This is a genomic window from Agromyces sp. NPDC055520 (assembly GCF_053619715.1).
On sequence record NZ_JBSHJY010000015.1, the window covers coordinates 1 to 20,087 of the forward strand.

The 20,087-nt window shown below is 70.9% G+C and carries 20 protein-coding genes; 9 read left to right on the forward strand and 11 right to left on the reverse strand.

Annotated elements, in window-relative coordinates; translation table 11 throughout:
• Positions 1-1,145, forward strand: a 1,145-nt coding sequence (locus tag ACWGST_RS08370; RefSeq protein ID WP_452046209.1) for a HupE/UreJ family protein, incomplete at its 5' end; no start/stop codon positions are given.
• Positions 1,146-1,153: 8 nt separating this feature from the next.
• Here ACWGST_RS08370 and ACWGST_RS08375 read toward each other — a convergent pair.
• Positions 1,154-2,596, reverse strand: a complete 1,443-nt coding sequence (locus ACWGST_RS08375) for an MDR family MFS transporter (protein ID WP_452046210.1) — start codon at positions 2,594-2,596, stop codon at positions 1,154-1,156.
• A gap of 191 nt (positions 2,597-2,787) precedes the next feature.
• Between ACWGST_RS08375 and ACWGST_RS08380 the strand changes: the two genes are divergently transcribed.
• Positions 2,788-3,873: an AI-2E family transporter gene (locus ACWGST_RS08380; RefSeq protein ID WP_452046211.1), complete on the forward strand. Its 1,086-nt coding sequence runs from the start codon at positions 2,788-2,790 to the stop codon at positions 3,871-3,873.
• Between the two features lie 49 nt (positions 3,874-3,922).
• On the opposite strand, the gene ACWGST_RS08385 is transcribed toward ACWGST_RS08380, so the two are convergent.
• Positions 3,923-5,254, reverse strand: coding sequence for a GNAT family N-acetyltransferase (locus ACWGST_RS08385; RefSeq protein ID WP_452046212.1), 1,332 nt, complete (start codon positions 5,252-5,254; stop codon positions 3,923-3,925).
• A 152-nt stretch (positions 5,255-5,406) separates the two neighbouring features.
• On the opposite strand from ACWGST_RS08385, the gene ACWGST_RS08390 reads away from it, so the two are divergent.
• Complete coding sequence (locus tag ACWGST_RS08390; protein WP_452046213.1) at positions 5,407-6,204, forward strand: TetR/AcrR family transcriptional regulator C-terminal domain-containing protein; 798 nt, start codon at positions 5,407-5,409, stop codon at positions 6,202-6,204.
• Positions 6,201-7,409, forward strand: a complete 1,209-nt coding sequence (locus ACWGST_RS08395) for a glycerate kinase (RefSeq protein WP_452046214.1) — start codon at positions 6,201-6,203, stop codon at positions 7,407-7,409. The genes ACWGST_RS08390 and ACWGST_RS08395 overlap by 4 nt, the downstream gene beginning before the upstream one ends.
• A 26-nt stretch (positions 7,410-7,435) precedes the next feature.
• Here ACWGST_RS08395 and ACWGST_RS08400 read toward each other — a convergent pair whose 3' ends face one another.
• From ACWGST_RS08400 to ACWGST_RS08415, 4 genes are all read right to left on the reverse strand, one after another.
• Positions 7,436-7,738, reverse strand: a complete 303-nt coding sequence (locus ACWGST_RS08400; RefSeq protein ID WP_452046215.1) for a hypothetical protein — start codon at positions 7,736-7,738, stop codon at positions 7,436-7,438.
• Between the two features lie 112 nt (positions 7,739-7,850).
• On the reverse strand, positions 7,851-8,141 hold the full coding sequence (locus ACWGST_RS08405) for a WXG100 family type VII secretion target (protein WP_452046216.1): 291 nt from the start codon (positions 8,139-8,141) through the stop codon (positions 7,851-7,853).
• Between the two features lie 128 nt (positions 8,142-8,269).
• A complete protein-coding gene (locus tag ACWGST_RS08410) occupies positions 8,270-10,108 on the reverse strand; it encodes an ATP-binding protein (RefSeq protein WP_452046217.1) in 1,839 nt (612 codons plus the stop codon).
• 31 nt (positions 10,109-10,139) lie between these two features.
• Positions 10,140-10,832, reverse strand: coding sequence for a response regulator transcription factor (locus tag ACWGST_RS08415; RefSeq protein WP_022894322.1), 693 nt, complete (start codon positions 10,830-10,832; stop codon positions 10,140-10,142).
• A 120-nt stretch (positions 10,833-10,952) separates the two neighbouring features.
• Between ACWGST_RS08415 and folP the strand changes: the two genes are divergently transcribed.
• Both folP and ACWGST_RS08425 read left to right on the forward strand, forming a co-directional pair.
• Positions 10,953-11,825: a dihydropteroate synthase gene (gene folP, locus ACWGST_RS08420; RefSeq protein ID WP_452046218.1), complete on the forward strand. Its 873-nt coding sequence runs from the start codon at positions 10,953-10,955 to the stop codon at positions 11,823-11,825.
• Positions 11,822-12,553: a pyrimidine reductase family protein gene (locus ACWGST_RS08425; RefSeq protein WP_452046219.1), complete on the forward strand. Its 732-nt coding sequence runs from the start codon at positions 11,822-11,824 to the stop codon at positions 12,551-12,553. Before folP ends, ACWGST_RS08425 begins: the two co-directional genes overlap by 4 nt.
• Before the next feature lie 15 nt (positions 12,554-12,568).
• On the opposite strand, the gene ACWGST_RS08430 is transcribed toward ACWGST_RS08425, so the two are convergent.
• From ACWGST_RS08430 to ACWGST_RS08440, 3 genes are all read right to left on the reverse strand, one after another.
• On the reverse strand, positions 12,569-14,212 hold the full coding sequence (locus ACWGST_RS08430) for a DNA repair helicase XPB (protein ID WP_452046220.1): 1,644 nt from the start codon (positions 14,210-14,212) through the stop codon (positions 12,569-12,571).
• Positions 14,213-14,330: 118 nt separating this feature from the next.
• Complete coding sequence (locus tag ACWGST_RS08435; protein WP_452046221.1) at positions 14,331-16,193, reverse strand: helicase-associated domain-containing protein; 1,863 nt, start codon at positions 16,191-16,193, stop codon at positions 14,331-14,333.
• Positions 16,194-16,202: 9 nt separating this feature from the next.
• Positions 16,203-16,475: a multidrug ABC transporter ATPase gene (locus tag ACWGST_RS08440; protein ID WP_452046222.1), complete on the reverse strand. Its 273-nt coding sequence runs from the start codon at positions 16,473-16,475 to the stop codon at positions 16,203-16,205.
• Positions 16,476-16,584: 109 nt separating this feature from the next.
• Between ACWGST_RS08440 and ACWGST_RS08445 the strand changes: the two genes are divergently transcribed.
• Both ACWGST_RS08445 and ACWGST_RS08450 read left to right on the forward strand, forming a co-directional pair.
• Entirely contained in the window at positions 16,585-16,965 is a 381-nt protein-coding gene (locus ACWGST_RS08445) for a cold-shock protein (RefSeq protein ID WP_452046223.1), read from the forward strand.
• Positions 16,958-17,749, forward strand: a complete 792-nt coding sequence (locus ACWGST_RS08450) for a DUF3027 domain-containing protein (RefSeq protein WP_452046224.1) — start codon at positions 16,958-16,960, stop codon at positions 17,747-17,749. The genes ACWGST_RS08445 and ACWGST_RS08450 overlap by 8 nt, the downstream gene beginning before the upstream one ends.
• On the opposite strand, the gene ACWGST_RS08455 is transcribed toward ACWGST_RS08450, so the two are convergent.
• Both ACWGST_RS08455 and serC read right to left on the reverse strand, forming a co-directional pair.
• Positions 17,722-18,012 (reverse strand): DUF2530 domain-containing protein, encoded by a 291-nt coding sequence (locus ACWGST_RS08455; RefSeq protein ID WP_452046225.1) that lies wholly within the window; start codon positions 18,010-18,012, stop codon positions 17,722-17,724. The two genes, ACWGST_RS08450 and ACWGST_RS08455, sit on opposite strands and share 28 nt — an antisense overlap.
• A 5-nt stretch (positions 18,013-18,017) precedes the next feature.
• On the reverse strand, positions 18,018-19,133 hold the full coding sequence (serC, locus tag ACWGST_RS08460) for a phosphoserine transaminase (protein WP_452046226.1): 1,116 nt from the start codon (positions 19,131-19,133) through the stop codon (positions 18,018-18,020).
• 70 nt (positions 19,134-19,203) lie between these two features.
• On the opposite strand from serC, the gene ACWGST_RS08465 reads away from it, so the two are divergent.
• Positions 19,204-19,896: an iron dependent repressor, metal binding and dimerization domain protein gene (locus ACWGST_RS08465; protein ID WP_452046227.1), complete on the forward strand. Its 693-nt coding sequence runs from the start codon at positions 19,204-19,206 to the stop codon at positions 19,894-19,896.
• The last annotated feature ends 191 nt before the right edge of the window (positions 19,897-20,087 follow it).

The window sequence follows — 20,087 nt, forward strand, 5'->3', positions numbered from 1 at the left end:
GCCGCGGCCCGCTCACGCGGGTCGCGGCGGCGATCGCCACGACGCTGTTCGCGATCGGGGTCGGCGCGGCGCTGCCGGCCGGATCCGCGTTCGCCCACGACGCCACGACGGCGGCATCCGCTTCCGTCGAACGCGCCGAGGGGCGAGTGTCGGTCGAGCTGCAGCTCGAGTACGACCTGCTGATGAAGTCGGCGTGGCTCTACGCCACGGCCTACGAGGCCACCGATCCCGACGAGCAACGTGCACAACTGGCTGCGAACGCCGACGCCGTCGACGAGTACGTCGTCGAGCGGTTCGCGATCGATGCCGACGGCGAACGCTGCTCGCTCGAACGGGCCGCACCGAGCGGCATCCGCGACGATGCCGGGCGGAGCTACGCGGTGCTCGTCTACTCGGCCGACTGCCCGGGCCCAGGCCCAGGCGCCGACGGCGGTGCCGCAGCCGCGCTCGCGGCGTCGAGCGCGCTCTTCCCCGATGTCGAGGGGTTCGTGCACGACACGCAGACCCTCGTCACCTGGAACGTCGACGGCGTCGCGGGCAGCGGGCTGCTGACCACCGCCGCCCCGACGATCGCCCTCGGGGCCTCGGCGCCGAACCTCGTCGAGTTCTTCCTGCTCGGTGCGGAGCACCTGCTGCTGGGCCTCGACCACCTTCTCTTCCTCTTCGCGCTGCTGCTCGGCGCCCGAAGTCTGCGCGGCATCGTCATGACCGCGACGACCTTCACCGTCGCCCACAGTGTCACCTTCCTCGTCGCGGGCATGGGGTTCGTCAGCGTTCCCGCCGCGATCGTCGAGCCGGTGATCGCCGTGTCGATCGCGGCTGCGGCCGCCGCCGTGTTCTTCCGGCGGGAGGTGCCGGCGCGGTACCGGATGCCGGTCGTCTTCGCGTTCGGTCTCCTGCACGGGCTGGGATTCGCGAGCGCCCTCGGCATCGATGAGCAGTGGTCGTGGGGGCTGCTCGGCTCGCTCCTCGCCTTCAACGTCGGCATCGAGATCGTGCAGCTGGTGCTCATCGCCGTGGCGTTCCCGCTGCTCGTGCTGCTGCGACGCACCGCGATCGCCGATCCGTCGACCAGGGTCGCCGCGGCGCTCGTCGCCGCGGTGGGCCTGTTCTGGTTCGGCGAGCGCATCGTCGCGCAGTTCTGAGTCGCGGTTCAGGCGCTCGCGGGCTCTTCGACGGGCCGATGCTCGACGTCGTCGACCTGGGCGCTCGGCATCGCGATGCCTCCCGCGATCGTGACGGCCGCGGCGACCAGCACCGCCACGAAGACGGCCGTCGAGGCCGCGTGGATCGCGACGGGCGAGTGTTCGCCGAGCCCCGAGCGGGCGATCACGCCGTTCGCCACGGCTCCGAAGATCGCGACGCCGACCGCGCTGCCCATCGAGCGCAGGAACATGTTGGCGCCGGTGACGACGCCGCGCTCCGACCACGGCACCGACGACTGGGCGGCGATGAGCGTCGGCGAGGCCACGAGACCGAGACCGAGGCCGACGATGAAGCACGCGATCGCAGTGGTCCAGACGTTCGGCGTGACCGAGGCCGCCACGAGCGCGGCCGAGCCGGCCACGGTGATCGCCAGCCCGATGAGCGCGGTGCGGCGGAACCCGATGCGGAGGAAGAGCCGACCCGCCTGGCTCGCCGCGATCGGCCAGCCGAGCGTCAGCGCGGCCACCGCGAGCCCCGACACGAGCGGAGAGGCACCGGCCGTCGCCTCGAGGAAGGTCGGCACGTACGAGGTCAGCCCGATGAGCACGGCGCCGACGCCGAGCGAGATGAGCGACGTCGTCACGATGAGGCGGCGGGAGAAGACCCAGAGCGGCAGCACCGGTTCTGCCGCCCGACGCTCGATGAACACGAAGGCGACGAGCAGCAGGGCGCCGATCGCGAAGGCGCCGATCGACTGCCACGACGCCCATGCCCAGGCCTGGCCGCCCTCGAGCACCGCGAGGATCAACAGGGTCGACGCGATCGTGAGCACGGTGGCGCCGGCGAAGTCGATGCGATGCTTTTCGCGGCCGACCGACTCGTGGTACGAGCGCACGAGCATCCACGCGGCGATGAGGCAGAGCGGGATGTTCACGAAGAAGATCCACCGCCACGACGCGAACTCGGCGAAGAGGCCGCCGAGCGTCGGGCCGACGACGGAGGAGACCGCCCAGACGCTCGCGATGTAGCCCTGCACGCGGGCGCGCTCGCGCACCGTGTAGATGTCGCCGGTGATCGTGATCGAGACGGGCAGCACGGCGCCGGCGCCGAGACCCTGGATCGCACGGAAGACGATGAGCGAGGTCATGTCCCAGGCGAAGCCGCACAGCACCGAGCCGACGAGGAAGATGCCGATGCCGATGAGCATGATCGGCTTGCGGCCGACCGTGTCGGCGAGCTTCGAGGAGATCGGCACCGAGACCGCCTGGGCGAGCAGGTAGATCGAGAACAGCCACGGGAACTGGGCGAACCCGCCGACGTCGGCGACGATCGACGGCACCGCGGTCGCGAGGATCGTCGAATCGATCGCGATGAGGCCCGTGGCCAGCATCACGGAGATGAGCACGGGTCCGCGCTCGGAACGGAATCCCACGGCAGTTGTCTCGGTCACATTCCTCCTCCGGCGGGCGCAGCACAACCGGCCCGAACAAGAGCAACGCCGTGGCACCGGATTCATTCCGCAACGAGCGCCATCGGATCGAACTCGCCGGGGCGAGCGCGTCTCGGTCGGGATCGGCTCGCGCTACCTTCGGACTCATGAGGATCCGTACGAAACGCCCGGTACCCCCGCCGTCTCCCGCCGTGGCGGAGATCACGAGCGACGGCGACTCCCACGCGCCCGAGGTGCGGATCAACGCCTTCCGCATCGGCTTCGTCGGCGCGCTCGGCGTGCTGCTCGCGGTGATGCTCGGCGGCATCGTCGGCGAACTCGGCACCGTCATCCTCTACGTCGCGCTCGCGCTCTTCCTCGCGCTCGGCCTCGACCCGATCGTCAGCTGGCTGCAACGGCGGGGCATGGCGCGCTGGGTCGCGATCCTCATCGTGTTCGCCGCCGTGATCGGCATCTTCGTCGGACTCATCGCGACGATCGTGCCGATCGTCGTCGAGCAGACGACGAACATCGTCGAGCACTGGGACGACATCGTCGCGAACGTGCAGAACAGCAGCTTCGTCGCCTGGCTGAACACGCTCGGCGGCAGCGAGCACGCCATCCAGGACGCCATCGAGTCGGCCGGCAAATGGCTCGCCGACCCCGCGAACCTCGGCTCGCTCGGCGGCGGCATCCTCGCGGTCGGCGCCGGTATCGCCGGCGGCTTCACGGGTGCGACGATCGTGCTCATCCTCACCCTCTACTTCCTCGCCTCGCTCGACGCGATGAAGCGCTACGCCGCCCGCTTCGTGCCGGCGAGCTCGCGCCCCGGCTACCGCGACGTCTCCGAGGAGATCACGGGCTCCGTCGGCCGCTACGTCATCGGGCAATTCGGACTCGGCGCGATCAACGGCGTGCTGAGCCTGATCTACCTGTCGATCATCGGGGCGCCCGCGCCGATCCTGCTCGCGTTCATCGCCTTCCTCTTCTCGCTCGTGCCGCTCGTCGGCACGCTCACGGGCGCGATCATCATCTCGCTCGTCTCACTCGCGGCCTCGCCCGAGACCGCGCTCGCCGCGGCGATCTACTACCTGATCTACATGCAGGTCGAGGCCTACGTGCTGAGCCCGCGCATCATGAGCCGCGCGGTCGCGGTGCCCGGCGCGCTCGTCGTGATCGCGGCCGTCGCGGGCGGCACGCTCGGCGGCGTGCTCGGCGCCCTCGTCGCGATCCCGGTCGCGGCATCGCTCATCATCATCGTCGAGAAGGTCATCTTCCCCCGCCAGGACAACATCTGATTCGCGGGCGCGATCCGCGCGCCCGCGACGGCCGCCCGACCGAAGCGCCTCAGAACCAGATGCTGAGGTGCGGCGTGCGCTGCGAGGCGAACATGGCGTCGGCGAGTTCCATCGAACGCGCCGAGATCGCCTCGATGCGCCCCGCTCGCGCGAGCAGCGACGGCGCCACCCCGCCGAGGTAGATCGCGCCGAGCTCGCGCACCCCGAGCCTGATGCCACGTGCCGCAGAACCGGATGCCGCGGCATCCGCTCGATCGATGGGCGCGACCTCGGCCCGCCCGCGCTCGCCGACGACGAGCTCGAACCGGCCGGCCGCGAGGCCGACGGGGTCGTCGACCTCGATCACGAGCCGACCCGGCGTGCCGTAGGTGCGGGCCGCGAGCGCCGCGACCGGGTCGATCACGCGCAGCCAGAGGTGGTCGACGACGTCGGAGATCGTGACGGCGCGCGGGTCTTCGAGCAGCCAGGGCAGCGGTTCGTCGACCGAGCGCAGCAGTCCGCGGGTGCCCGACACGAAGTCCTGCTCCACGAGGAATCGCCAGAGGGCCCGCTCGGCGTCGTCGGTCGCGGCGGCGAGGAAGTCGAACTCGGCGACGCCCGGCTCGTTGGGCTCGCGGGTCACACGGAACACGGCGAAGCCCTGGGCGTGGCCGCGCTCGTCGTCGTAGCGTACGACCCGGCGCGAGCGCGAGCGCTCGCTCTCGGGGTCGTGCAGGCCGAGCACCCGGTCGAGCAGTCCGGGCCAGCGGTCGATCTCGCCGGGTGTGCGGGCCACGGCGCGGCGGGCGATCGCGGGGGCCGCTTCGCGGATCGACGCCGCTTCGACGAACTGCACGCGGCCCGGGGCATCCGGTCCGACCCAGTGCACCCGGCGGCGGTCGACGTGCACGGTCGCTGCGCGTGCCGCGGGGGCGTAGCCGTAGCGGCCGTAGATGGTGGCCTCGGTGGCGGTCAGCATCGCGAGCGCAGCGCCCGCCGCGCGCGCATTGGCCAGTTCGGCGAGCATGAGCGCCCTGGCGATGCCGCGTCGGCGATGCGTCGGCGACACCGTGACCGAGCTCACGGCCCAGGCGTCGACGCTGCCGTCGCCGGGCACGCTGAGCCCCGTCGGCCAGCTCGAGACGGTGGCGACGGGCACGGCCGGGTCGATGATGGTCGAGTCGTAGACGCCGTGCACCCGCCGGTCGGCGAGCACTGCGAGATCGTAGTCGAGGTCGACCTGTCTCGGGCGGGCGTGATGGAACCCGCGGAAGTCGGCTTCGACCCACGCCGTTGCGGCTGCCGCATCACTCGTGTCGACGAGTCGGTAGTCGAGGCCTCTCGCGGCCAGCGTGGCGAGCGCCGTGGAATCGGCGGGGAAGCCCTGCAGGTCGAACGACATCGAACCATCGTAGTCGCGAGGGTCGAGCGCTGCCTCCAGCGCATCCCGCAGTCGTTCGTGCTCGTGCTCGTGTTGCGCGCTGTCCGATCAATTGCGTCTGCCGGACGCAGTGCAACGCGTACGATGGACGCAGTGAGTTCGAAGGGGCATCGATGGGCGAGCACGACGAAACCTCGGCGACCGGCGCCGCCGCCCTGCTCTGGGCCGAACCGCCGGGGCGCCGGCCGGGCCCGAGGCCGAAGTTCACGTTGGCCGGCATCGCCGCCGCGGCGATCGCCATCGCCGACGACGCGGGGCTCGACGAGGTCACGATGCAGCGCATCGCCGATCGGCTCGGCACGACGAAGATGGCGCTCTACCGGTACCTGCCCGGGCGAGCCGAACTCGACGCGGTGATGCTCGACACCGCCCTCGGCGCGCCAGGCGTGGGGGTCGAAACCGGCGAGACCGGCGCGGTCGACGCGCCACGTGCGGCGGATGTCGCGGGCGACGACTGGCGCGCAGCCCTCACCGCATGGGCCGACGGCGTGCACGCGCGAGCGACGGCACACCCCTGGATCGTGGAACTCGTGCAGCGACCCCATACACCCGGCCCGATCGAGCTCGGCTGGTACGAGGCGGGCCTCGCGGCCGTCGCCGGCCTTCCCCTTCGCGGCGGCGAGCAGCTCGACCTGCTGGTCTTGCTGGTCGGTCACGTGATGTCGATCGCCCGGCAGCGCGTCTCGGGCGCGGGATCCGACGACGCGCTGGCGGCGGGCCTGACCGTGATCCTCGTAGATCGCGGCGAGACCTACCCGCGCACGGCGAGCGCGTTCGCCGAGGCCGGGCGAGACGGCGCCCGCGACGACGCGCTGCGGTTCGGCGTCGAACGGGTGCTCGCGGGGGTCGACGCGCTCGTCGCCGAGCGGTCGGCGTCTGCATCGGCGTCTGTGCCGGCGCGTGCACGATGATGAAGGTCGTCGTCGCGCCCGATTCGTTCAAGGGCACGGCGAGCGCAGCGGATGCCGCGGCGGCGATCGCGCGCGGATGGAGCTCGGTTCGCGGCGGAGACGAGGTGATCCAGCGCCCGATGGCCGACGGCGGCGAGGGCACTCTCGACGCGTTCGAGGCGGCGGTGCCGGGCGCCCGCCGCATGCCGATCAGGGTGCGCGGCCCCGTGGCGACAACCGAACCGGGCGCCGCTGTCGCTGCCGCTGCGATTGGCGCCGACGCTGCTGACGCTGCGGGCGCCGGCGCCGACGGCGCCGTCGCGACGCACTGGCTGTTGCTGGCCGACGGCACCGGGGTCGTCGAACTCGCGGCGACGTCGGGCATCACCCTGCTCGATCGGCTCGCGCCGCTCGACGCTCACACCGCCGGATTCGGCGAGGCGATCGCGTCCGCCCTCGACGCCGGCGTCGACCGGCTGCTGCTCGCGCTCGGCGGCAGCGCCTCCACCGACGGCGGTGCCGGAGCTCTCACGGCGCTCGGCGCGCGGTTGCTCGACGCAGACGGGCGCCCTGTTCCCCTGGGCAACCGCGGACTCGCCCGGCTCGCCCGAGTCGAGCTCGCAGGGCTCCGCCCGATGCCCGCCGGGGGAGCGGTGATTCTCGGTGACGTCACGAACCCGCTGCTCGGCGGGCACGGCGCCGCGGCGGCGTTCGGCCCGCAGAAGGGCGCGGATGCCCCGACCGTCGCGGTGCTCGAGGCCGGCCTCGCGAGGCTCGCCGCACGCGTTCGCGACGCCGTGCCCGCGGCCCGTGGCGTCTCACCGGACACGCCGGGCGCCGGTGCCGCCGGCGGCACCGGGTTCGGGCTGCTCGTCTGGGGCGCCGAGATGGGCGATGGTGCCGCGCTCGTCGCCGACACGGTCGGACTCGACCGCGATCTCGTGGGCGCCGACCTCGTGATCACCGGCGAGGGGCGCTTCGACGGTCAGTCGCAGGCGGGCAAGGCGCCCAGTGAGGTCGCCCGCCGATCGACGAACGCCGGGGTGCCGGTCGCGCTCGTCGCGGGCGTGATCGCCGCCGAGCCACGCGAGTTCGCGGCATCCCTCGCCCTGTCGGCGATCGCCGGCGACCCGCAGGCCGCGATGGGCAACCCGCTGCGCTGGCTCAAGGCGGCCGGCGCGATGCTCGCTCGCGAGCTCCGCGCCGACGCCTCGGACCGACCCTGACTCGACCTGGGCGACGCGCGATCGGGTCAGATGTGATGCATGCCGGGGTGCGGCTTCGGCGGCTCCACCCTGACGAACTTGCCGTGCCGTTCGGCCGCGTCGTGGACCTCGGGATGCGCGTCGGTCGACGTGTAGTCGCTGACCTCGGACTCGTCGTCTTCGGAGCCGTCGGTGCGAGTGTAGGCACCGGCGACCGTGCGCTCGTGCGGGCCTTCGCCGTCGACCTCGGTGTAGCTGCCTTCGAGGTCGTCGGTGGCGTCGCCTGCGACGGCGGGCACGACCGGCTCTCCGGAGGCGTTCGGCTCAGCGGCTCGGTTCGATTCGGACATCATCGCTCCCTCACTCGTTGATCGGGGCGCCGTCATGGGGCGACGTCTCGCTCCCATGCTATGTCTGAACGCCGTGAAGGGAAGGGCTTGGCGGCCTCGCGGGGGAAAACCGTCAGCGCAGGAACAGCCGCGCGTTGGACTGTTCGGCGTCGGAATACTGCACGGCGGCGACCCCGAGCGCCCGATTGAGGCCGGCGAGACTCTCTTCGACCTGCAGTTGCGTGACGCGCCAATCGGAGACCGCGCCCTGGAACGCGGCCGAAGCCTGACCCGACCACGACGACTGCAGCCCCGTGAGCTGGCCGAGCAGGGATGCCACTTCGGATTGGATGCGGCCGATCGTGCCCTGCACGGTCTGGGTCGCGGCGGACACCTGTTCGGCGTCGACTTGGTATACGGCCATCTGGGGCCCCCTTCACTCGGTGTGCGCGCCACGCTACGCGTCGGCGGATACCCGCAGACGGGCCGAACGGCTGCCTGTGGACGCAGGTCGGAGTGGGGCAGATGTGGAGGAGGAGTCGGCGGCGAGGGTCAGTCGATGCCGATCGGCTGCGGCGCGGCCGCCGAGCCGGCGAGCGGCAGCGACACGCGGAAGGTGGCACCGCCGCCGGGCGTCTCGACGACGTCGACCACTCCGTTGTGCGCCGCCACGATCGACGACACGATGGCCAGGCCGAGCCCCGAGCCGCCCGTCTCCCTCGTGCGAGAGGTGTCGGCACGCCAGAATCGCTGGAAGATCTTCTCGCGGATCTGCGGCGGGATGCCCTCGCCGTGGTCGACGACCTCGATCATCGCCCGCTCGGTGGAGTCGTCGACCGAGATGCGGATCTCGATGGGGCTCTCGGGAGAGGTGAAGCGGATCGCGTTGCCCATCAGGTTCGTGATCACCTGGCGGATCTTGTTCTCTTCAGCGAGCACGACGGTGCGGCGCACGGGTTGGGATCCGGCAGCGCCCCGGGTTCCCACAGGCGACGTCGCGATCGCCTTCGAGGAGGCGGCCGACGCGGCCGAGGCCGCGGCAGCCGATGCGGCGGCCGACGCGCGGGCCGCCCGCTTCGACACCGCGGCGGTGCCATTGCCCTTCGCAGCCGCCCTGCGGCTCTCGGCCGACGGCGACTCACTCCTCGGCCGGCGGCCGCGGAGGCGTGCAAGCGTCGCCCCGGCGAACGAGATCGCCCCGGTCGGGGTGGGATCGCCTGCACGGTCGAGCTCGACTTCGAGGTCGGCGGCGGGCTCGCCCTCGGCCGCCGTCGCGCCGACGTCTTCGGGTGCGATCACCGTGATCGTGCGCGCCGGGTGCGCGGCCATCGTGTCGAGCGCGGCGTCGCGCGCGAGCGGCACGAGGTCGACCTCGGCGAGTTCGAGCGGCTTCGCCTCGTCGAGTCGGGCGAGCGCGAGCAGGTCCTCGACGAGGAGGCCCATCCGGATGACCTCCTTCTCGATGCGATCCATCGCCTGGCCGACCTCTTCGGGCGATTGCAGCGCGCCCATGCGATAGAGCTCGGCATAGCCGCGCACCGACACGAGCGGTGTGCGCAGTTCGTGCGAGGCGTCGCCGACGAAGCGGCGCATCTGGTCGATCGTGCGGGCGCGATCGCGGAACGCCCGATCGATGCGGTTCAGCATCGTGTTGAGCGAGCGGTTCAGGCGCCCGACCTCGGTGTTCGGCGTCGCGCCGCCGAGGCGCTGGCTGAAGTCGCCGTCTGCGATCGCCGACGCCGTGCGCTCGACCTCGCGCAGGGGCATGAACGTCGTCGTGACGAGCATGCGGGTGAGCAGGGCGCCGACGAGCACGACGCCGACCCCGAACCCGAAGAAGATCGTGAGGTACATCGTGAGCAGCTGCTCGGTCTCCTTCGACGAGATCGCGAGGATGATCGGCGAGTAGTTGCCGTGATTGTCGGCGGTCATGATGGCCGCGACGGCACGGAACGTCGGGTTACCCGAGGCGTCGGGCAGGGCGAAGACCTGGTAGCCCCCGGCGTTCTTCGAGTTCACGAGCGCCGTCGTGAGCGTCTCGGGCAGCTTGGGCAGCTCGGAGGGATCGTGGTCTCGCCAGTTGTAGTTCGCGAGGTCGCCCGTCTGCGCGTCGTAGACGGCGACGAAGACGTCGAGATCGGGCCGGAACGTGAGGTCGTTGAGATTCGCCTTGTCGCTCGGCTCGGCGCCCTGGTCGGTGAAGTACTTGCGCAGATCACCCGATGCGATCGCCTCGAGCTTGCCCTTCACCTGGTCTTCGACGTACGAGCGCAGCATCGCCGCGGTGCCGATGCCCGACACCAGAAGTCCGAGCGTGAGCATGAGCACGGTGACACCGGTGATCTTGGTGCGCAGCGAGATGCGGTTCCACCGCTCGGAGATCTGATTCATGGCGGGCCGAGTCTAGGTTGGCCTTCCTGAGTCAGGGCTTGGAGGACTTCAGCATGTAGCCGAATCCGCGCTTGGTCTGGATCAGCGGCTCTGCCGAGTGCTGATCGAGCTTGCGGCGCAGGTACGAGATGTAGCTCTCGACGATGCCGGCGTCGCCGTTGAAGTCGTACTCCCACACGTGGTCGAGGATCTGCGCCTTCGACAGCACCCGGTTGGGGTTCAGCATGAGGTAGCGCAGCAGCTTGAACTCGGTGGGGGAGAGCTCGACGGGCACGTCGCCGACGAGCACCTCGTGCGTGTCCTGGTCCATCGTGAGCTCGCCGGTGCGGATCACCGCGTCCTCTTCGGCGTGCATGGTGCGACGCAGGATCGCCTTGATGCGTGCGACGATCTCGTCGAGGCTGAAGGGCTTGGTGACATAGTCGTCACCGCCGACGGTGAGGCCGGTGATCTTGTCTTCGGTGTCGTCTTTCGCCGTGAGGAAGAGGATCGGCGCGGTGTAGCCGGCCGAACGCAGGCGCTTCGTGACGCCGAAGCCGTTCATGTCGGGCAGCATGACGTCGAGGATGATCAGGTCGGGTTCCTCTTCGAGCACCGCCGAGATGGTCTGTGCGCCGTTGCCGACGGCACGAACGGCGAATCCTGCGAAGCGCAGGCTCGTCGTGAGGAGGTCGCGGATGTTTGGCTCGTCGTCGACGATGAGAATTCGTGGTCCGTCGCTCATGTGACGATTCTCTGCGCATCGGCTGGAACTTTGCTGAACATTCTTCGAGGGTTGCCGAATCGGTGTGTCGGATGTCGCGTGGCATCGCCCCTTCGCGGCGGGCGTGGAAGACTCGGCAGCATGACGATTCGACCCCAGGTGATCCGCCGTATCGGCCCGCGCGAGTTCGATTTCGCGCGCGAGGTCGCGGTCATGGCGATCGTCAACCGCACGCCCGACTCCTTCTATGATCGGGGCCGCACCGAGGCGCTCGACGCCGCCGTCGCCGCGGCCGAGGCCGCGATCGACGAGGGCGCCGACTGGATCGACATCGGCGGCGCGAAGTTCGCCCCCGGCCCCGCGATCTCCGCCGAGGAGGAGATCGAGCGCGTCGTGCCCGTCGTCGCCGCGCTCGCCGGATCGGGCGCCGTCATCTCGGTCGACACCTTCCTGCCCGAGGTGGCGCGTGCCGCGCTCGACGCCGGCGCCCATGTCGTCAACGACACGACGGGCATCCACGACCCGGCCATGGCCGACGTCGTCGCCGAGACCGGGGCGACGATCGTCGTCACGCACAGTCTCGCGAAACCCCGTACGCCGTACCCCTCGCCGCAGTACGGCGATGTGGTCGCCGAGGTGTCGGGGTTCCTCGCGGAGCGTGTCGCCCTCGCGGAGTCGCGAGGTGTGGCATCCGATCGCATCATCGTCGACCCGGGCCACGATCTCAACAAGCACACCCTGCACTCGCTCGAGCTGACCCGTCGGCTCCGCGAGATCACGGGCCTCGGCTACCCGACCCTCGTGGCGCTGTCGAACAAGGACTTCGTGGGCGAGAGCCTCGGCCGGCCGCGCGAGCAGCGCGTCGAGGGCTCGATCGCCGCCGCCGTCTACTGCGTCATGCAGGGCGCCCGCATCGTGCGCGTGCACAACGTGCGCGAGACGGTCGACGCGATGCGCATGATCGAGGCGATCGAGGGCTGGCGCGAGCCCGTGTTCCTGGAGCACAACCGGTGAGCGCCGACGCGCGCGCGCCGGAGCTGCCCGACCGGGCGGGGCTCTTCGCCGCGTACGCGCTCGACGATCGGGTCGCCCCGCGTGTCCGCATGAACTTCGTCGCGAGTCTCGACGGCGCCGTCACGCTCGACGGCCGCAGCGGCGGCCTCGGCGATGCGAGCGACCGGCTCGCGATGCAGGTGCTGCGAACCCTCGCCGACGTCGTGCTGGTCGGCGCCGGCACCGTACGGGTCGAGGGCTACGGCGGCCTCGCCGTCGGCGAAGCGGATGCCGCGTGGCGTGCGTCGCACGGCCTGCCCGACCAGCCCCGGCTCGCCGTGGTGTCGTCATCGCTCGACCTCGATCCCTCGTCGCCGCTCTTCACGGCCGCCGTGACGCGCCCGATCGTCGTGACGCACTCCGCGGCCCCGGCCGAGCGGCTCGCCGCTCTCGAACCCGTCGCCGACGTGATCGTGGTCGGCGAACGCGGGGTCGACGTGCGCGGCATGCTCGACGTGCTCGCCGAGCGAGGCCTGCGGCAGGTACTCTGCGAAGGCGGGCCGCACCTCTTCGGCTCGCTGCTCGAGGCCGACCTCGTCGACGAGCTGTGCCTCTCACTGAGCCCTACCCTCGTCGGCGGCACGGCGGGTCGCATCGTGCGCGGCGCCCCCGAGTTCGCGCGCCGCATGCACCTCGTGCACGCGATTCCCGCAGCCGACCTCGTCCTCCTCCGTTACACCCGCTCCTGAAGAGTGAAGACGCCGTCAGGCGGCTTCGAGCGAGTGCGCGTCGAGGATCGTGTAGCTGTAGCCCTGCTCGGCGAGGAAGCGCTGGCGGTTCTGCGCGAAGTCCTGGTCGACGGTGTCGCGCGCGACGAGCGTGTAGAAGTTCGCGCTGAGGCCCGACTCCTTCGGCCGCAGGAGGCGCCCGAGGCGCTGCGCCTCCTCCTGGCGTGAGCCGAACGAACCCGACACCTGAATGGCCACGGTCGCCTCGGGCAGGTCGACCGAGAAGTTCGCGACCTTCGAGACGACGAGCACGGGCGTGCGGCCCTCGCGGAACTCCTGGAACAGGCGTTCGCGCTCGTCGACCGGGGTCGCCCCGGTCAACTGGGGCGCGCCGAGCGCCTCGGCGAGTTCGTCGATCTGGTCGAGGTACTGGCCGATCACGAGGATGCGCTCGCCGGCGTGCTTGGCCACGAGCTCTTTCACGACGCCGAGTTTCGCTGGTGCGGTCGCGGCCAGTCGGTAGCGTTCGTCGTCGGCGGATGCCGCGTACGTCAGTCGCTCGGATTGCGGCAGGTCGATGCGCACCTCGTAGCACGCCGCGGGGGAGATGAAGCCCTGCGCCTCGATCTCCTTCCACGGCGCGTCGAAGCGCTTGGGGCCGATGAGGCTGAAGACGTCGCCCTCGCGGCCGTCTTCGCGCACGAGCGTCGCGGTGAGGCCGAGCCGGCGGCGGGCCTGCAGCTCGGCGGTGAGCTTGAACACGGGCGCCGGCAGCAAGTGCACCTCGTCGTAGACGACGAGACCCCAGTCGAGCGCGTCGAGCAGCGCGAGGTGGGCGTACTCGCCCTTCCGCTTCGCGGTGAGGATCTGGTAGGTCGCGATCGTGACGGGCTTGACCTCTTTCACCTGCCCCGAGTACTCGCCGATCTCGTCGGCGGTGAGCGAGGTGCGCTTCAGCAGCTCGTCGCGCCACTGCCGGGCCGAGACGGTGTTCGTCACGAGGATGAGCGTCGTGGTCTTCGCGGTCGCCATCGCTCCGGCGCCGACGAGCGTCTTGCCCGCGCCGCAGGGCAGCACGACCACGCCAGAGCCGCCGTCGAAGAAGTTGTCGATCGCCTGCTGCTGGTACCCACGCAGGTGCCAGTCGGCCTGGTCGAGTTCGATCTCGTGCGGAGTGCCCGGCGTATAGCCCGCGAGGTCTTCGGCCGGCCAGCCGAGCTTCACGAGTTCTTGCTTGAGTGCGCCGCGCGCCCACGCCGCGACGAGGAAGCTGCGATCGTCGAGTCGCTCGGTGAGCAGCGGTGCGATGCGCTTGGCCGAGGCGACCTCGGTGAGCACGGCGATGTCGTCGCTGTGCAGGCGCAGTGCGCCGTCGTCGGTGCGGTCGACCACGAGTCGCCCGTAGCGGCCGACGGTCTCGCGCATGTCGACGGCGACGGTCTGCGGCACGGGGAACTTCGCGTACTTCTCGAGCGTCGAGAGCATGTCGTCGGCGCCGTGCCCGGCGGCCCGCGCGTTCCAGAGGCCGAGCCGGGTGATGCGGTAGGTGTGCATGTGCTCGGGGGCCCGCTCGAGCTCGGCGAACACCGCGAGGTCGTGGCGCGCGTCTTCGGCGAGCGGGTGCGCGACCTCGAGGAGCACGGTTCGGTCGCTCTGCACGATGAGTGGGCCGTCTGACATAGCCGTCGAGTCTACGCCCGGATCGTGAGAGGACGGCCGGGAGGGTCAGGAGCGAGGGCGAGGGCCGAGACGGCCGGGAACACGGGGCGGGACGGCGGGGGCGGGAACGCGGGCCGACTCAGGCGCCCGTCGGCGCCGGTGAGACGGCCGCGATCGCCGACAGCGGCAGCGTGCGCTCGATGTCGGCCTTGCGGTCGCGCGCCCGCAGCCGCCCGTTCGCCACGCTCGCGGGCGCGAGCAGGTAGTCGGCGGTGTCACCGCCCGGCATGCGCACCGTGACGGTGAGCGTCTCTTTCGAGCGTGCCGCGGCCTCGAGCTGGCGCGCGAGCCATGCCTGCTCGGTCGCCCCTTCTTCGCCCTCGGCGAAGACGAGGTCGAGCAGCGCCTCGACGGGGTCGGCCTTCACCGCCGGTTCGGGCGCGGTCGCCAGGTGGTGTCGGCTGAGCCGGATGATGTTGCCGGCCGCGTCTTCGGCGGCGATCGGGTAGCGCGCGTCGGAGATCGCCCAGAACACGACCTCGGGCGTGAAACGCGAGAGCAGACGGTGCGGCCCGGTCTGGCGCAGCCCGATCGAGACGAGCGACTGGTCGACGGCGAGGGTGCGCACGAGCTGCTCGTCGTCGGAGCGCACCGAGGCCCGCGCCGGGGCATCGGCCTCGTCGGCGAGGGAGACGCGCAGCGACCCGAATCTCGCAGCCGCCTCGCCGACGAGGTACGAGAGCGGTTGCGGAATTCCGGTCAGGGAGATGCCGCCGAGGAAGGCGAGGATCGATTCGGCCGTCTCGCCGACGGCCAGACCGCGATTGACGGATGCCGCGCTGACGCGATACGTCGACGCCAGGTCGCGGCCCTCGACGTCGGCGAAGCTGCGCAGTCGTGCGTCGAGCGACGGTTCGAGCGGGCCGGGCGAGACGATCGAGAGGTCGTGCTGCAGGTAGACCTTCTCGACCTGGGCCGGGAAGTACGCCGCGAGCCGGGCCGAGGCTTGTTCGAGGTCGCCCGCGAGCACGAGCAGCGCGGTCGGCGCCGGCTCGCCGGCCACAGCCAGACCGAGTGCCTCGGCCTCGTTGATGAGTCGTTCGAGGCCCTCGTCGAGCCAGCGCCCGCCGGCGGGGTAGAACCAGCGCACGTCATCGCCGAGCGTGCTCGCCGTGAGGGACTCGCTTCGACGGGCCACGAGTTCGCGCAGCAGCTCGGGAATGCGGTCGCGCCAGCACTGGGCCAGACGCCGCCAGCGCCCCTCGGCGGTTTCGAGCGACCAGGCCGCCCCGCGCTCGGACTCGAGCCAGAAGGCGCCCTCGCGCACCACGAGCCCCGCCTCGCCGGCGCGGTGGAAGAGCCGGGGCAGCGCGTCGAGCGCCGTGCCGCTCGCCTCGGCGAGCCGCTTGGAGTCGGGCAGTGCGAGGCCGCCCTTGGCGAGCTCTCGAGCGGGCTGCACGCCGAGCGCGGCGAGCACCTCGGCCGTCGCCGTGACCGTGGCGTACGCGGTCTCGGCCGCACGCCGGTCGATGAGCGTGCGGTCGACGTCGTCGCCGGTGACGAGCACCGGGGGCGCCGACGCGGCGAGTTCGGCCGTGCTCGGCAGCTCGTCGCCGAGCCGCGGCGCGAGCCGCGCGATCACGGCGGCCGGAACATGCACGCGGTCGTCGACGCGCACCACGAGCAGCAGCCCGGCCAGTGCGTCGAGCAGTTCGCCCGCGGCATCCATCAGGTCTGCGGATGCCGCGTGCCCTGCCAACTCGTCGCGCACGGCGTCGACCGTGGTACTGCCGCCTTGGGCGAGGTCGACCGCGGCGGCGAGCACCGCGAGCCGCCGCCGGTCGAGGCGACCGATCGCGTGGTCGATCGAGTCGGGGGTGAGCACCGCTTCGGCCAGGTCGAAGAGATCGCGCACGCCGGCCGGTTCGAACTCGCGCGAGTGCAACGCTGCGGCGAGGGAGTCTCGCGACAGTCCGCGGAGTCGAGCGGCGAGTTCGAGCATCGTCTCCGATCAGCTCGATCCGGCCCGTGCGGCTCGGCTTCGGCGCACGGCGTTGACGATGAGCAGCACGATGAGCAGCAGGAACGCGATCGGCAGCCCGAACCAGGGCAGCATCGTCACGACCGGCCAGATGCCGGTGCCCATCTCTTCGCGGTCGACACCGGCGAAGGTGCCGATCATCACGGCGAAGAAGCAGACGATGGAGAGACCGACGATGGCGGCGAACATGTACGCGAGGACGCGCTCGGCACGATTGTCGGTGATGGGGCCGGAATCGCTCACCCTCTCAGAATAGGGGGTGAGCGCCCACTCGCGGGTGCCTGAGCAATAGACTGGGGCAGGACGGCGCTGTGGTTTCAGCGCGCCTGCAGACATGAGCGAGGTTCACACGATGCCCACCGGCAAGGTCAAGTTCTACGACGAGGAAAAAGGGTTCGGCTTCATCAGTTCCGATGACGGCCAGGAGGTCTTCCTCCACGCATCCGCTCTTCCCGCCGGCGCGACCGTGCGTGCGGGCAGCCGGCTGGAATTCGGCGTCGCCGAGGGCAAGCGCGGTGCGCAGGCGCTGTCGGTGCGCGTGCTCGACACACCCGTGAGCCTCACCAAGATCAACCGCAAGCCGGCCGACGACATGGCGATCATCATCGAAGACGTCATGAAGGTGCTCGACGGCATCGGCGCCGACCTGCGCCGCGGGCGCTACCCCGAGAAGTCGAAGGCGCGCACCGTCGCCGCGGCACTGCGCAAGGTGGCAGACGATCTCGATGCCTGAGTCGACGGAAGCAGAGCAGGCCGAGGCCGCGCAGGCCGAGGTCGGATCGGTCGAGGTCGAGCAGGCGGATGCTGCGTCGCCGGACGTTGCCGACGTCGAGGCCGCGAGTGCGCCCGCGGCCGTGGCCGACGAGGTGCTGCTGTCATCGGTCGACCTCGCTCGACGGGCGTTGCTCGAGGTCACCGCGCCCGAGACGGTCGGATCGGTCGTCGGCCACCTCGTCGAGGGCGAGCACGTGCTGACGCTGCTCTTCGCCTCCGACCTCAGCGGGTACCCGGGCTGGCACTGGAGCGTGACCCTCTCGCGGGTCGACGCCGACGCCGAGCCGACCGTGCTCGAGACCGAGCTCATGCCCGGCGAGACCGCCCTGCTCGCACCCGACTGGGTGCCGTGGTCGGAGCGGCTCGCCGACTATCGCGCCGCGCAGGAAGCCGTGGCCGCTGCGGCCGCTGCGGCCGGCGACGACGCAGACGGTGCCGACGACGAGCTCGACGACGAAGACGAGCTCGATGACGACGATGACGACGATGATGACGATGACGATGACGACGATGACGACGGCGAGCACGACGACGTCGACGAGGAGTTCGACGGAATCGACATCGACGCGCTCGACGAGTCCGACGACGAGGAGTCGGATGACGACGACTCGGATGACGACGACACCGACGACGATGATGGGCCCGACGACGACGAAGATTCCGACGACGACGACGAAGATTCCGACGACGACGACGACGACGAGTCCGACGACGATCAGTCGGTCGAGCGCTCCGCCGACTGATCCGTCGGTCGCTCCGCAGACCGGTCCGTGCGACGGCGGATCACCTGGACGACCACGAGGCCGATGAGGCCGATGACGACGCCGGTGATCGCGGCGGCCGTGAACCAGCCGAGCCCCGCAGCATCGAGCGGTTTCTGGAACACGAGGCAGGCCACGAGCGCGACGACCCAGCCGATGGTGCCCGCGACCACGGCTTTGCGGCCGTCGGCCCGTGCGGGCGCCGGGTCGGGGCGCCGTTCGTCGTCGCTGAGCCAGAGCCGCATCGCGGTCAGCCGATCTGCGTGAGCACGTAGTCGATCGAGGCCGTGAGCGCGCGAACGTCGTCGGGCTCGATCGCGGTGAAGGTCGCGACGCGCAACTGGTTGCGGCCGAGCTTGCGGTACGGCTCGGTGTCCACGATGCCGTTGGCCCGCAGCGTCGAGGCGAGCGCCGCGGCATCCGTCGACTCGTCGAAGTCGATCGTGACGACCACTTGGGAGCGGTGCGCGGGGTCGGCCACGAACGGGGTCGCGACCGAGGTGCGCTCCGCCCAGTCGTAGAGCACCGACGACGACTCGCGAGTGCGGGCGTCGGCCCAGGCGAGGCCGCCCGAGGCGTTCATCCACTCGAGCTGGTTCTCGAGCAGCAGCAGGGTCGCGAGCGCCGGGGTGTTGAGCGTCTGGTTCAGGCGCGAGTTGTCGACGGCGTTCGCGAGCGACAGGAATTCGGGGATGTATCGCCCGCTCGCCGCGATGCGTTCGATGCGCTCGATCGCGGCGGGGGAGAGGATCGCGAACCAGATGCCGCCGTCGGATGCGAAGTTCTTCTGCGGGGCGAAGTAGTAGACGTCGAACTGCGAGGCGTCGACCAGGATGCCGCCCGCCGCACTCGTCGCGTCGATGACGGTGAGCGCGCCCTCGTCGCCGGCCACCCGGGTGACGGGAGCCATCACGCCCGTCGAGGTCTCGTTCTGCGGCCACGCGTAGACGTCGACGCCCGCGAGTGCAGCGGGTTCGGCGCGGGAGCCGGCGGCAGCGGTGCGCACGTCGGGCGCCTGGAGCCACGGTGCGGCCGCAGCGGCGGCGAACTTCGCGCCGAACTCGCCGAACGAGGCGAGCTGTGCGCGGCCGTCGATCAGACCGAAGGCAGCGGCGTCCCAGAAGGCGGTCGAGCCGCCGTTGCCGAGCACGACCTCGTAGCCGTCGGGCAGGTCGAAGAGATCGGCGAGCCCGGAGCGCACCCGGCCCACGAGCTGCTTCACGGGAGCCTGCCGGTGCGAGGTGCCGAGGACCGAGGGGCCGAGTGCGGCGAGGTGGGCGAGCTGCTCGGGCCGGACCTTCGACGGTCCGCAGCCGAAGCGTCCGTCGGCGGGCAGCAGGTCACTGGGAATCACGATGCTCGGCATGCGTCGAGTCTAGCGATCGGGCCACGCCCGGTAGGCTGGACGACGGGCTGTGACAACGGGAGGATGACGCGTGACCGACCTGATCGACACGACGGAGATGTATCTCCGTACGATCCTCGACCTCGAAGAGGAGAACATCGTGCCGCTGCGTGCACGCATCTCCGAACGACTCGGTCACTCCGGTCCCACCGTCTCGCAGACGGTCGCCCGCATGGAGCGCGACGGACTCGTCGTCGTCACGGGCGACCGCCACCTCGAACTCACCGTCGAGGGCCGATCGAAGGCCGTGCACGTCATGCGCAAGCACCGGCTCGCCGAACGCCTGCTCTCCGACGTCATCGGGCTCGAGTGGGAGTTCGTGCACGACGAGGCGTGCCGCTGGGAGCACGTGATGAGCGAGCAGGTCGAACGCCGCCTCATCGAGATCCTCGGCGGCCCTCGTGAGTCGCCGTACGGCAATCCGATCCCCGGGCTCGAAGAGCTCGGCCAACCGCCGGCCGACCCCTTCATGTCGGGTGTCGTGAACCTCGTCGAAGCGGTCGACGCGAGCGAGGCACCGGTTCGCGGCGTCGTGCGCCGGCTCGGCGAGCCCGTGCAGTTCGACCCCGAGCTGCTCGCGCAGATGCGGCAGGCCGGCGTCATGCCGGGCGCCATGGCCACGTTCAGTCGCGCCGGCGGGTACGTGCTCGTCCAGGTCGACGGCGTCGACGGCGGGCTCGAACTGCCGAACGACGTCGCGGGGCACCTGTTCATCGCGGCCTGAGTCGGTCGGGTCGGTTTGCGCCTCAGGGAAAGCCCTGATCAGCGGCGCGCCGTGATCAGAATGTGACATTCGGCGACTCGTCGCGTAGTCTCATTCGAGTCCGCCGGCAAGAAGCCAGTCGGCTGGCCAGGGTCGAGACGCCTCCCAAGCCCACCGCTCGATCAAGTACCCGTAAGCGCCCTCGAGCGCAT

Excerpts from the sequence above, each read along its gene's own strand:
- ACWGST_RS08405 (WP_452046216.1), bottom strand. The coding sequence starts at position 8,141 with ATGGCCGTATACCAAGTCGACGCCGAACAGGTGTCCGCCGCGACCCAG.
- ACWGST_RS08455 (WP_452046225.1), bottom strand. The coding sequence starts at position 18,012 with ATGCGGCTCTGGCTCAGCGACGACGAACGGCGCCCCGACCCGGCGCCC.
- folP (WP_452046218.1), top strand. The coding sequence starts at position 10,953 with ATGACGATTCGACCCCAGGTGATCCGCCGTATCGGCCCGCGCGAGTTC.
- ACWGST_RS08450 (WP_452046224.1), top strand. The coding sequence starts at position 16,958 with ATGCCTGAGTCGACGGAAGCAGAGCAGGCCGAGGCCGCGCAGGCCGAG.
- ACWGST_RS08445 (WP_452046223.1), top strand. The coding sequence starts at position 16,585 with ATGCCCACCGGCAAGGTCAAGTTCTACGACGAGGAAAAAGGGTTCGGC.
- ACWGST_RS08395 (WP_452046214.1), top strand. The coding sequence starts at position 6,201 with ATGATGAAGGTCGTCGTCGCGCCCGATTCGTTCAAGGGCACGGCGAGC.
- ACWGST_RS08415 (WP_022894322.1), bottom strand. The coding sequence starts at position 10,832 with ATGAGCGACGGACCACGAATTCTCATCGTCGACGACGAGCCAAACATC.
- ACWGST_RS08390 (WP_452046213.1), top strand. The coding sequence starts at position 5,407 with ATGGGCGAGCACGACGAAACCTCGGCGACCGGCGCCGCCGCCCTGCTC.
- ACWGST_RS08385 (WP_452046212.1), bottom strand. The coding sequence starts at position 5,254 with ATGTCGTTCGACCTGCAGGGCTTCCCCGCCGATTCCACGGCGCTCGCC.
- ACWGST_RS08410 (WP_452046217.1), bottom strand. The coding sequence starts at position 10,108 with ATGAATCAGATCTCCGAGCGGTGGAACCGCATCTCGCTGCGCACCAAG.
- ACWGST_RS08435 (WP_452046221.1), bottom strand. The coding sequence starts at position 16,193 with ATGCTCGAACTCGCCGCTCGACTCCGCGGACTGTCGCGAGACTCCCTC.
- ACWGST_RS08430 (WP_452046220.1), bottom strand. The coding sequence starts at position 14,212 with ATGTCAGACGGCCCACTCATCGTGCAGAGCGACCGAACCGTGCTCCTC.
- ACWGST_RS08400 (WP_452046215.1), bottom strand. The coding sequence starts at position 7,738 with ATGTCCGAATCGAACCGAGCCGCTGAGCCGAACGCCTCCGGAGAGCCG.
- serC (WP_452046226.1), bottom strand. The coding sequence starts at position 19,133 with ATGCCGAGCATCGTGATTCCCAGTGACCTGCTGCCCGCCGACGGACGC.